The sequence below is a fragment of the Enterobacter sp. KBR-315C3_2022 genome (assembly GCF_041399425.1).
Classification (GTDB): Bacteria; Pseudomonadota; Gammaproteobacteria; order Enterobacterales; family Enterobacteriaceae; genus Enterobacter.
On the sequence record NZ_JBGKEB010000003.1, the window covers coordinates 111,810 to 124,057 of the forward strand.

Annotated in this window: 11 protein-coding genes; 1 reads left to right on the top strand and 10 read right to left on the bottom strand. The window is 57.3% G+C overall.

Going from position 1 to position 12,248, the window contains the following annotated elements:
• The first annotated feature begins 25 nt into the window (after positions 1-25).
• Positions 26-805: an envelope biogenesis factor ElyC gene (gene elyC, locus AB8804_RS05030; protein ID WP_371183702.1), complete on the top strand. Its 780-nt coding sequence runs from the start codon at positions 26-28 to the stop codon at positions 803-805.
• Here elyC and AB8804_RS05035 read toward each other — a convergent pair.
• The 10 genes from AB8804_RS05035 to cmk all read right to left on the bottom strand — a co-directional run bounded on the left by AB8804_RS05035 (position 782) and on the right by cmk (position 12,207).
• A complete protein-coding gene (locus AB8804_RS05035) occupies positions 782-1,675 on the bottom strand; it encodes a YcbJ family phosphotransferase (protein ID WP_371183704.1) in 894 nt (297 codons plus the stop codon). The genes elyC and AB8804_RS05035 overlap by 24 nt on opposite strands.
• A gap of 136 nt (positions 1,676-1,811) precedes the next feature.
• Entirely contained in the window at positions 1,812-2,558 is a 747-nt protein-coding gene (kdsB, locus tag AB8804_RS05040) for a 3-deoxy-manno-octulosonate cytidylyltransferase (RefSeq protein ID WP_371183706.1), read from the bottom strand.
• Complete coding sequence (gene ycaR / locus AB8804_RS05045) at positions 2,555-2,737, bottom strand: protein YcaR (RefSeq protein ID WP_151712522.1); 183 nt, start codon at positions 2,735-2,737, stop codon at positions 2,555-2,557. The genes kdsB and ycaR overlap by 4 nt, the downstream gene beginning before the upstream one ends.
• A 45-nt stretch (positions 2,738-2,782) precedes the next feature.
• Entirely contained in the window at positions 2,783-4,012 is a 1,230-nt protein-coding gene (locus tag AB8804_RS05050) for a winged helix-turn-helix domain-containing protein (RefSeq protein ID WP_371183709.1), read from the bottom strand.
• Positions 4,013-4,056: 44 nt separating this feature from the next.
• Entirely contained in the window at positions 4,057-5,034 is a 978-nt protein-coding gene (gene lpxK, locus AB8804_RS05055) for a tetraacyldisaccharide 4'-kinase (protein ID WP_371183712.1), read from the bottom strand.
• A complete protein-coding gene (msbA, locus tag AB8804_RS05060) occupies positions 5,031-6,779 on the bottom strand; it encodes a lipid A ABC transporter ATP-binding protein/permease MsbA (protein WP_371183714.1) in 1,749 nt (582 codons plus the stop codon). Before msbA ends, lpxK begins: the two co-directional genes overlap by 4 nt.
• A 36-nt stretch (positions 6,780-6,815) precedes the next feature.
• Entirely contained in the window at positions 6,816-9,080 is a 2,265-nt protein-coding gene (locus tag AB8804_RS05065) for a ComEC family protein (protein ID WP_371183716.1), read from the bottom strand.
• Positions 9,081-9,281: 201 nt separating this feature from the next.
• Positions 9,282-9,569 carry an integration host factor subunit beta gene (ihfB, locus tag AB8804_RS05070; protein WP_014069584.1) on the bottom strand — a complete coding sequence of 96 codons (288 nt, stop codon included), beginning with the start codon at positions 9,567-9,569 and terminating at the stop codon, positions 9,282-9,284.
• A gap of 168 nt (positions 9,570-9,737) precedes the next feature.
• Positions 9,738-11,411, bottom strand: a complete 1,674-nt coding sequence (gene rpsA / locus AB8804_RS05075) for a 30S ribosomal protein S1 (RefSeq protein ID WP_371183719.1) — start codon at positions 11,409-11,411, stop codon at positions 9,738-9,740.
• 112 nt (positions 11,412-11,523) lie between these two features.
• Positions 11,524-12,207 carry a (d)CMP kinase gene (gene cmk, locus AB8804_RS05080; RefSeq protein WP_371183721.1) on the bottom strand — a complete coding sequence of 228 codons (684 nt, stop codon included), beginning with the start codon at positions 12,205-12,207 and terminating at the stop codon, positions 11,524-11,526.
• Positions 12,208-12,248: the final 41 nt, after the last annotated feature.

The following is a 12,248-nucleotide window of genomic DNA, read 5'->3' on the forward strand; positions in this document are numbered from 1 at the left end:
ATGGTTAAAAAAGGAACCAAAAAGGATGCTTTTTACCCTAAAAAAATATGTTGGCGGCATGATGCTGCCTCTTCCGCTGCTGTTGCTGCTTATCGCGCTCGGCCTTGGGCTGGTCTGGTTTAGCCGCTTTCAGAAAAGCGGAAAATCAATCATCACCTTCGGCTGGCTGGCGCTGCTGCTGCTGAGCCTGCAGCCGGTCGCCGACGGGCTACTGCGCCCCGTTGAAGATACCTACCCCACCTGGCAGGGAAAGCAGAAGGTGGACTACATCGTGGTGCTGGGCGGAGGCTATACCTGGGACCCAAACTGGGCGCCAAGCTCGAATCTGATCAATAACAGCCTGCCGCGCCTGAACGAGGGCATCCGCCTGTGGCTGGCAAATCCGGGATCGAAAATGATCTTCACCGGCGCGGCGGCAAAAACGAATCCGGTGAGCACCGCCGAGGCGGGAGCCCGCGTTGCCGAGTCGCTCGGCGTGCCGCGCTCGGCCATTATCACGCTGGAGAGCCCGAAAGATACGGAAGAGGAAGCGGCGGCGGTGAAACAGGCGATAGGCGACGCGCCCTTCCTGCTGGTCACGTCCGCATCGCACCTGCCAAGAGCGATGATTTTCTTTAAGAACCAGGGGCTGCACCCGCTCCCCGCCCCGGCCAACCAGCTGGCAGTTAGCGCGCCGCTGAATCCGTGGGAACGGGCGATCCCGTCCCCGACGTGGCTGATGCACAGCGATCGCGTGGGCTACGAGACGCTGGGGCGCCTCTGGCAGTGGCTGAAAGGCTCGTCAGGCGAGCCACGGCAGGAGTGATTTGGTCGCCAGATCGAAGTTGGCGCGGTTGAATCGTCCGGTATTGACCAGCTGCGCCACTTCATCCCACAAAAGATAGAGCCAGCGCCGCCAGAGAAAGGCCTCCGCCACGGGGGCGCGCTGTAGGTAGTGCCACAGCAGCCCTTCGGCTAAGCCGCTGTCGCTCAGCCTGAAAAGCTCATACTCGCGCGGAGCCCAGAGCATAATGCCCGGCCCCACCATCGCCAGAAGCTGGTCGCTGCGCGAGTCCTTCAGCATGCTGCGCAGCGTGAAGTTGCCATGCACCAGCACGCAGTTGTCGTTAAAGCCTTCAAACAGCGCGGGCAGGCACTCCCGGGTTCGGAACAAAATGCGTTTGTCCTGCATCGTTAAGCCGGTATTGCTGAACTGGTTGAGCGTTCCCCACAGCACCTCCACCCGCTGGCGATACCAGAGCGGCCACAGGTTTTCCTGGGTGCTGTCGACGGCCCCCACCAGCCCGCGGCTGTCCTGACGGTGCCAGGCCAGCAGCGCCTCGACGATCTGATCCTTAAGCTGCTCCCAGCGTTCCGGCGTCCGCGCCGGCGCCTCAACGGGCACGCCGCGCAATCGCTCAATAAGCAGGACGTCAGGCCCGGGATGCTCCTCATGCGTCATTACGCCGTAGACCGTGGGCATGCGCACCGTTCCTTCGCGCGCCAGCATCGACATTTTCCAGGCGAGCTGCCTGGCCACGCCCGGCGAGGTAAAGCTCCTCGCCAGCAGCGGCATTGGATTTCCCTGACTGTCGTACAGCGCCCAAAGCGCGGTATCGGCTTTTTCATTCACACACTCGACCCGGCTCAATTTTTCGCCAAGCAGATGGCTGAGTTCAGCACGCAGCTGTTCCATATGAGATTACCCCCATGAAGACTACTGCTTTTATAATGAGCGTGCTAAGGGCAGATGTCACCCTGAAGCGATCAAATAGGGGAAAGAAAAGGGTCTGGAGGGTAGCTATCCCCCTGAACAGGGGATAGCAGCAAGATTAACGCATTTCGGCGCGCACGCGCTCAAGGTCTTCAGGCGTGTCCACGCCGGTACCCGGGACCTGCTGGGCGACCGCCACGTGGATTTTTTCGCCGTACCACAGCACGCGGAGCTGCTCGAGCATTTCGATATGTTCAAGCGGGCTGGGAGCCCAGGTCACGTAGCGGCGAATAAAGCCCGCGCGATAGCCGTAGATCCCCAGGTGGCGCAGGAAGGTATCGCCAATCGCCTCTTTTGACGCGGCAAAGCGATCGCGATCCCACGGAATGGTGGCGCGGGAGAAGTAGAGCGCGTAGCCCTTTGCGTCCATGACCACCTTCACCGCGTTAGGATTAAAAGCTTCCTCAACGTGGTGAATAGGCACCGCGAGCGTGGCCATTCCAACCTGACGCTGGGACAGATTCTCTGCCACCTGGCGAATGATAACCGCCGGGATCATCGGCTCATCGCCCTGCACGTTAACAATGACCGTATCGTCGCTAAATCCGCATTTTTCGACGACCTCAGCCAGACGCTCCGTGCCGGACTGGTGATCGGCGCGGGTCATGCACACCTCACCGCCCGCCGCTTCCACCGCGCGCGCCACGTCCGGATGATCGGTGGCAACGATAACGCGATCGGCACCCGATTCGCGCGCGCGCTCAAGCACATGCACAATCATCGGCTTGCCGTTAATGTCCACCAGCGGCTTGCCCGGCAGGCGGGTAGACGCATAGCGCGCAGGAATAATGACGACAAAACTCATGGCTTGCTCTCTTCTGCGGCCAGGGAGCGGGCTTCGTTTTCCAGCAGGACCGGAATACCGTCGCGCAGCGGGAATGCCAGGCTGTCGAGCTTGCAAATCAGCTCCTGTTTGTCCTGGCTGTAGTAGAGTTTGCCGTTGCACACCGGGCAGGCAATAATTTCAAGTAAACGGTGATCCATAGTTCCTCCGTATGGGTAATCGCTAAAGCTTACCACATTCTTTTTTCAGGCAGTGCCTGTTTCCCAGCCACTCAGGCAGGTGGTGAATAGCCCTTCGGGCAGGCGCGACAGCGTGACCTCACGAGCCCCCTGCCAGCGTGCAAATTCGCTTATTGCGCTGAACAACCCTTTCTCCAGCGTCGCGGTCACTTTTACCCCCTCCTCAAGCCAGAGTGCGATAACTTCGAGCACGCCCGTTTTACGGTGCATCTTGGCATCCATGCGCCCAACGAGGCGGCCCTTATGCAGCAGAGGCAGGACAAAATAGCCGTACTGACGCTTTGGCGCAGGGGTATAGCACTCCAGCCGGTAGGTGAAATCAAATAGCTGTTCGGCGCGCTTTCTGTCCCAGACCACCGGGTCGAACGGCGATAGCACCGCACTGTGGGTAGCCTGAAGTTTTCCCGCTTCAGCCTGCGGCAGCAGTGGAAACAGATCCGCGTGCAGCCACATTTCACCCAACGTCTCCACCATCACGGGCATAGCCTTGTGCTCGCGCTGCCACGCGTCCAGCAGCGGCACGAGCGCAGGCTGCCGCAGGCGGTAGTAATCCGCCAGCCACTGCGGGCGAAAAATACCCAGACTCCGGGCGCTGTTCTCCAGCATGAGGGCTTCTGCCGCCGGCTGGGTCAGCAGGTGCAGCCGATCGTCCCAGTGCGGCATAACGCGATGCGTGAGGTCGTAGACGCGCTGAAAGTTACGCCGCTCGACCACCATCACCTTGCCAGAGGTAAATAAACCCTCAAGATGGCGCTTGTGCGGCTTCCATTCCCACCATCCGCTGCTCCCCTTTCGCGGATGCTCAAAGTCAGCGGAGCGCACCGGACCGTTTTCCTCAATGTGGGCGATAAGCTGGTCAATTTCAGCGGCGTGCTCGTGCATCCACTCCTGGCGATACTTCCAGCCCATCTTGTCCGGGGAGAGCATGCGGTGGCGAACAAGCGCGAAATCGCTGCGCGGGAGGAAGCAGGCTTCATGCGCCCAGTACTCCATGAGCTCGCCCTTGCTGAGCGCGTTATCCAGCCACTGCGGCGAGTAATCGCCCAGGCGGCTAAACAGCACCAGATAGGGGCTGCGAGCGACGATATTAATGGTGTCGATTTGCAGCAGCGACATGCGCTGGATGGTCGGGAGAATATCGGTGGGTTTTGCGCCTCTGCGGGGCTTTTGAAGCAGCCCCTGCGCAGCAAGGTGCAAATGACGTGCGGCCTGGAGAGAGAGTTGCGGTAAAGACATGCGTTTTCCTGTCAGTCAAAGCTCCGTCAGAACCGCATATGCCGTTAATGCACCAGCGCTATGAGTTCGTTGAGCAATTGTTCCGGCTGCTCGCCGCTGAGGTCAGCGTCAACCGGCAGATACCACCAGTGTGATTGTGCGAAGGCGCGACATTTTACCGCGTCTTTTTCGGTCATGATTAACGTCTGACCGGGTGCCGTAAATCCATTAACCTGTTCCGGCGTCAGCGCCTGATGATCGGCCAACGGAATGCGTTTTTCAAGGCTGGCACCGCACTGCTCAAGCGTCGTAAAGAAACGCGGTGGATGGCCTATTCCGGCCATCGCCACCAGGGACGGCAGCTGTGAAACCTCCCGACGCTCGCCGGTGACCAGGTTCACCGCTCGTCCCGGCCGCAGCAGCATGGCGATCTCGTTTGGCTTTGCCACGCCGCCGTTTACGATTACCGCATCAACGGTTTTCAGGCGTGACGCCCGCTCGCGCATCGGGCCGGCGGGTAACCACCAGCCGTTGCCAAAGCGGCGCACGCCGTCAATGACCACGATTTCTTTATCCCGCGCCAGCGCGTAATGCTGCAGGCCATCGTCAGTGATAATGATTTGCACGGCGTGTTCGGCCAAAAGCGCCTGAACGGCCTCGCTGCGTACCGGCGAGACCGCCACCGGCGCTCCCGTGCGCTGATAAATCAGCACCGGCTCGTCCCCGGCTTCGTCAGGGGTAGTTTGCGGGGTCAACAGCAGCGGATAGCGTGCCGCTTTGCCCCCGTAGCCACGGGACACCACGCCTGGGCGGATCCCCCGCTTCTGGAGCTGCTCGACCAGCCAGATGACAACCGGCGTTTTACCGTTGCCACCCGCCGTGAGGTTGCCCACTACCACCACGGGCACCGCCGCGCGCCAGGCGCGTTTCAGCCCCAGACGGTATAGCAGCCGAATGGCGCCACTCACCAGGCCATACAGCCAGGAGAGCGGCAGTAGCAGCAGCCACAGAGGAGACTCCCCTGCCCAGATGCGTGCAATCATTCGCCGAACTGCATCTTGTGAAGCTGAGCGTAGACGCCGCGGTGGGCCAGCAGGTCCGCGTGGCTTCCGCGTTCGACAATCACGCCATCTTCAACCACAACGATTTCATCCGCCTGCTCGATAGTGGACAGACGGTGCGCAATCACCAGCGACGTGCGGTTCTTTTGCAGCTCGTCCAGCGCGGACTGAATGGCGCGTTCGGATTCGGTATCCAGCGCCGAGGTGGCTTCATCAAGAATGAGAATTGGGCTATCGCGAAGCAGCGCGCGGGCAATGGCGATACGCTGGCGCTGGCCGCCGGAGAGCAGCACGCCGTTCTCGCCAATAACCGTATCCAGGCCGTTATCCATTTTGTTGATAAAGTCCATCGCGTAGGCCATGCGCGCGGCATTCTCGATCTGCTCGCGGCTGTACTCTTCCGTACGCGCGTAGGCGATGTTGTTGGCGACCGTATCGTTAAACAGGTGCACGTTCTGAGAGACCAGCGCAACCTGGTTACGCAGCGACTGCAGGGTGTACTCCCGCAGGTCGTGGCCATCCAGCAGAATTTCGCCTTCGTCGATATCGTAGAAACGCGTGATCAGGCTGGCAATCGTTGATTTACCGGAACCCGAGCGCCCCACCAGCGCAACGGTTTTACCCGCGGGAATGGCGAGGTCGATCTTGCGCAGCGCCGGCGCTTCGCGGCCCGGGTAGGTAAAGGTTACGTTGCGGAACTCAAGATCCCCTTTCGCACGCGTAATCTCGCGCTGGCCTTCGTCTTTCTCCTGCTCGGAGTCCAGAATGCTGAACAGCGTCTGGCACGCCGCCATCCCGCGCTGGAACTGCGCGTTGACGTTGGTCAGGGATTTCAGCGGACGCATAAGCGCAATCATCGATGAGAAGACGACGGTAATGGTACCCGCAGTGAGGGTTTCCATGACGCTCGGGAAGCTGGCGGCGTAGAGCACGAAAGCCAGCGCCAGAGAGGCAATCAGCTGGATGATCGGGTCGGAGATTGAAGACGCCGAAACCATCTTCATGCCCTGCAGGCGCATTTTGTTGCTGACCTTATCAAAGCGCGAGGTCTCAACCTCCTGGCCGCCGAAAATAAGCACTTCTTTGTGCCCTTTCAGCATCTGCTCGGCGCTGGTCGTCACCTGTCCCATCGTGTTCTGCATATTCTTACTGATATTGCGGAAACGTTTAGACACCACGCGGATCGCGATAGAGACAATTGGCGCTAACACGATAAGGATAATCGACAGCTGCCAGCTGTAGTAGAACATCATGATAAACAAGCCGATGATCGAGGCGCCTTCGCGCACCACGGTAATCAACGCGCTGGACGACGACGACGCGACCTGCTCTGAATCATAGGTAATGCGCGACAGCAGCGTCCCGGTGGACTGCTTGTCAAAGAACGCAACCGGCATGCCCATCATGTGGCTAAACAGCCGACGACGCATGGTCATGACCACTTTTCCCGACACCCAGGAGATGCAGTAGCTGGAGATATAGCTGGTGATACCGCGCAGGATCATCAGTCCAATAACCACCAGAGGCATCCAAAGCAGCACTGAGCGATCCGTTTTACCAAAACCGTCATCAAGTAACGGTTTAAGAAGCGATAACATAAACGTATCGCTGGCTGCGTTGAGGATTAACGCTACGCCCGCCACGATCAAGCCTGCTTTAAAAGGTGCAATCATCGGCCAGAGTCGGCGGAACGTTTGCCACGTGGAGAGATCTTTGTCGTTATGCATTCAAAAAACCAGCATTTGTTGAAATAGCCGCATATTCTACCCGTTATCGACGGGCGCGCCAAACCACTGATGATACCAACGCGGTAAAAATTGATCGCGTAAGCGGCGAATTTGCCAGCCCTGTCGCGAAAACGTCACCGAGATTTGCCCACTCTGTGGCGTATCGAACCATGCGTAGCCCTCCTTTTTATAGCGTTTCACGACGCGTGATGACGGAAATCGCCAGGCGTTATATCGCGCTGCGGAAGCCAGCGCCAGGCTACCGCCAGCGCGCTGAATCAGCGGCGGCGAAGAAGAGGTATTGCTGCCATGGTGCGGCACCTGGATAAGTGTAGACGTAAGATATTGCCAATGGTGGCTTAGCATCGCCCGTTCAGCCTGCGCTTCAATATCGCCGGTCAGTAGCACGCTGTGCCGCCCGTCGTCGACCTTTACCACGCATGAGCGGTTGTTCCCCTGCTGTCGATAATCCGCCGGAGGCCAGTGCACCGTGAATGTCAGGCCCTGCCACTCCCAGCGCTCGCCGCGAAAGCAGGGCTGATGCCCGGCTCTCTTCAGCGGGCTTTTAATCCATATCGCTGGCCAGGCGGCGCGCAGCGATGCCAGCCCGCCGATATGATCGGCATGTTCGTGACTCACGATGACCCCTTCCGGCGTTAAGCGATGCCAGCGCAGCCAGGGAATAATGATTTGCTGCGCGCTGTCCCCGCCCGGCCACGCAAGTCCCGTATCGTAAAGTATCGCCTGCCCGTTCCGCTCGATGACCATCGCAAGCCCCTGCCCCACGTCAAGCATGTGTAGCGTCCAGCTGTCATCCTTCTTCTCTCGCCAAAGCGGGAACAGGAGCACGGCGCTCAGCGCGAGACAAAGGGCAGGAACGGTATGCCATGAACGCAAACGCCATCCCATCACCAGCAGCCATGGCGCAACGGCGAGCAACTGCCAGCGCTCGTCTACGTTCATCCAGCCGTTTGGCAGCTGCTGCAAGAGCCAGAACAGAACGGCCAGAGATTTATCAGCCGCCCACCAGACTGCCAGTTCGAGGGTCACCAGTGGAAAAAGATGCAGCAGCATGCCGGCCAAAATCAGCGGCACCGAGATAAACGTCACCAGCGGGACCGCAAAGAGATTAGCCACCAGCGAAGAAAGGCTGATGCCATGAAAGAGAGAGACCTGCAGGGGCAACAGCAGGCACAGCATGCCCAGCTGTAAATGCAGCAGGTTTATCACCGGTTTTACGACTCGAGGTAAACGCCAGGCCGGGAGCGGTAGCCATTGATACCAGAATATCAGGGCGGCCACCGCGAAAGCGGAAAGCATCAGGCTTTGAGAGAGGATCGCCAGCGGATCGACGAACAGTATCGCCGCCACGCAGCATGACCAGACCTGCCAGGGAGACCACTGCCTGCCGCTCATCCTTAATAGCGCAAGCACGATAAGCCCAACCGCCGTGCGAAGCGCCGGGGGCTGTAACCCGGTCAGCCAGGCGTAAAAGAGGGCAAAAACGGTGCCGGCAATAAGCGGCAGCCGCCAGTCGATCCAACGACACGGAAGCAGAAACTGTAACCCTCGCGCAAGCAGCCACACGATGGATGCCGCAAGCGCGATATGCAGCCCTGATATCGCCATCAGATGGAGCGTTCCTGTTTCACGCATCAGTGTTTTTACGTCAGCTGAAACGGCCAGGCGCTCCCCCATCCCCAGCCCCAACATCACGCTCCCCCATGGGTAAGGCGAAAGCGTTGACGTCAGCGAGCTAAGGTACTGAGAGCGAAGGCTACAGGACGCATCGATGGCTTCTGCATGCGTAAAGCGCCCCGTCAGGGGCTGGTGCTGAGCCAGCGCTGCGCGCTGCGAATCGTAGCCGCCGTCGTTTAGCTGACCGTGTACGGCCCGCAGGCGCACCGTCATTGCCCAACGCTGCCCGGCGCAGGCTGGCTGCGGCAGGTAGTTGCCGTACAGGACGATCTCGGTTTTACCGAACCACGAAGCGTGGTCAAGGCTGACAATGCGTCCTTTGTGCGTGGTTGCGCCATCGGTCTCGGTGATGACCACCTCAACATGCTGCGGCCCTTTGGTAAGGTGCTCCGTTGGCCAGACCACCTCCCGCGCGGCCAGTATTCCCCAGGCGAAAAAAAGTAGACCCAGCTGCACATAGCGCAACCTGCGGAAGGGGAAAAATGTCAGCACAAAGGCGAGCGCAATCAGGGTCCATATCGTCGGCATATCAGGCAGAGACGGCAGCCACAGCAACGGGATAATGGACAAAATCAGACAAACGCTTACGGCAGCAATACTCATTAGACCTCCCTGTTTTGGGAAGTGTGAAGGTTGTGCCGTGAAATGTCAGAGTGAATAGAACGGTTTTACGAGAAGCGCTGGCAGAAATATAGCCGCTTACAGCAACGGACAATCTCAACTGCGAGATGGCTTCCAATACGGAACGCCGGACACAAAAAAAGCACCCGCAGGTGCTTTTCTTTTGGTAACCAAGTCAGAGACTCAGTTGCCGTAAATATTGGCGCGATCGCGCAGCTCTTTACCCGGCTTAAAGTGTGGAACGTATTTACCTTCCAGCTCGACTTTATCGCCAGTCTTCGGGTTACGCCCGGTGCGTGGAGCACGATAGTGCAAAGAAAAACTACCGAAACCGCGGATTTCAATGCGCTCGCCCTGGGCAAGAGTGGTGGCCATATGCTCCAGCATCTCTTTTACAGCATCTTCCACGGCTTTTGCCGGGACATGCGGCTGCTGACTGGCAAGTCTTTCAATCAATTCTGACTTGGTCATGATTCCTCCGGTTCCTTTCAAACCAATTAGCTTGATAGCTCATTAAACAAGGGCGGCCGTAGCCGCCCTTTGTTATTGATTACAGGACGAATCCTGCAATCTGTCAAGTCCGCTTCTTACCCTAATCACTGTAAATGCGTTACAGCTCAAAGGAAGCCAGAACTTGAATTACTCGCCTTTAGCTGCTTTGAAAGCTTCAGCCATTGCGTTGTTAGAGAAGTTTGCATCTTCCTGTTTGTTAACAGTTGCGATTGCATCTTTCTCATCAGCTTCGTCTTTAGCACGAACAGACAGGCTGATTGCGCGGTTCTTACGGTCAACACCGGTGAACTTCGCTTCAACGTCGTCGCCAACGCTCAGAACCAGAGTGGCATCTTCAACGCGGTCACGTGAAGCTTCGGAAGCGCGCAGGTAACCTTCAACGCCGTCAGCCAGTTCTACGGTTGCGCCTTTAGCGTCAACTGCAGTCACTTTACCGTTTACGATTGCGCCTTTCTTGTTCAGTGCAACCCAGTTGTTGAACGGATCTTCTGCGAGCTGTTTAACGCCCAGGGAGATACGCTCACGCTCTGCGTCAACCTGCAGAACAACTGCAGCGATTTCGTCGCCTTTTTTGTATTCACGAACTGCTTCTTCGCCTGCAACGTTCCAGGAGATGTCAGACAGGTGAACCAGGCCATCGATGCCGCCGTCCAGGCCGATGAAGATACCGAAGTCAGTGATAGACTTGATTTTACCTTCAACACGGTCGCCCTTGTTGTGGGTTTCCGCGAACTGCTGCCATGGGTTGTTTTTGCACTGCTTCAGGCCCAGGGAGATACGACGACGTTCTTCGTCGATATCCAGAACCATCACTTCCACTACATCACCAACGTTAACAACTTTGGATGGGTGGATGTTTTTGTTGGTCCAGTCCATTTCGGAAACGTGCACCAGACCTTCAACGCCTTCTTCGATTTCAACGAAGCAGCCGTAGTCAGTCAGGTTGGTAACGCGACCAGTCAGTTTAGTACCTTCTGGGTAACGCTTAGCGATAGCTACCCATGGATCTTCGCCCAGCTGTTTCAGGCCGAGGGATACACGAGTACGCTCGCGGTCGAACTTCAGCACTTTAACAGTGATTTCGTCGCCCACGTTCACGATTTCGCTTGGGTGCTTAACGCGTTTCCACGCCATGTCGGTGATGTGCAGCAGGCCATCAACGCCGCCCAGGTCAACGAATGCGCCGTAGTCAGTGAGGTTCTTAACGATACCTTTGACTTCCATGCCTTCCTGCAGGTTTTCCAGCAGCTGATCGCGTTCTGCGCTGTTTTCGGATTCGATAACGGCACGACGGGATACAACAACGTTGTTACGCTTCTGGTCCAGCTTGATTACTTTGAACTCAAGCTCTTTGCCTTCCAGGTGCAGGGTGTCACGAACTGGACGAACGTCTACCAGTGAACCTGGCAGGAACGCACGAATACCGTTCAGCTCAACAGTGAAGCCACCTTTAACTTTGCCGTTGATAACACCGACCACAGTTTCAGCTTCTTCGTAAGCTTTTTCCAGCGTGATCCAAGCTTCGTGACGCTTAGCTTTTTCACGGGACAGCAGGGTTTCGCCGAAGCCGTCTTCTACTGCGTCCAGCGCAACGTCAACTTCGTCACCGACCTGAATTTCCAGCTCGCCGGCTGCGTTTTTGAACTGCTCTGCAGGAATTGCAGATTCAGATTTCAGACCCGCATCAACCAGGACTACGTCTTTGTCGATAGAGACAACAACGCCACGAACGATGGAACCCGGACGGGTTTCGATTGTTTTTAAAGATTCTTCAAATAGTTGAGCAAAAGATTCAGTCATGTTTAATCTTCAGAGTTAGATTTAACGTCCACCTGGCTTCATGCCGGATGGGGTTGTTTCACATACCCGCTCACAATCCATTGCAGCGGGGGTACTACTAATTCTGTCGCGATTACGCGAGTGCCAATTTCTGGCGCGCATATTGTAGCGCTTTTTCAATCACTTGCTCAATAGTTAAACTGGTTGAATCCAGAACTAATGCATCTTCTGCAGGAACAAGTGGAGCGACGGCGCGGTTACGATCGCGGTCATCGCGCTCTTTTATCTCGGACAAAAGGCGATCAAAGTTAACACTAAACCCCTTTTCCTGCAACTGAAGCATACGTCGCTGCGCGCGTTCTTCCGAAGAGGCGTCGAGGAAAATTTTCACGGGTGCATCAGGGAAGACCACGGTACCCATATCACGCCCGTCGGCGATCAGTCCCGGCGCTTCGCGGAACGCGCGCTGGCGGCGTAAAAGCGCCTCGCGAACGCGCGGGAAGGCGGCGACCTGAGAGGCGGCATTAGCCACTTCCTGAGTGCGGATTTCACCGCTGACGTCTTCTCCTTCCAGAATCACTTCAAGGTTACCATCGGTTGAGACAAAACGTACATCCAGATGCGCAGCCAGCGGTACCAGCGCGTCTTCAGAGGCGACATCCACATGGTGATGCAGCGCTGCCAGAGCCAGCACGCGATAGATTGCTCCCGAATCTAAGAGATGCCATTGCAGTGCTTCTGCCATCGCTTTGCACAAGGTCCCTTTCCCTGCGCCACTTGGCCCATCAATGGTGATTACCGGGGCAACTGCCGTCATCGTTTTCTCCTTAATAAAGGCATACCGTTAACATGAACGCC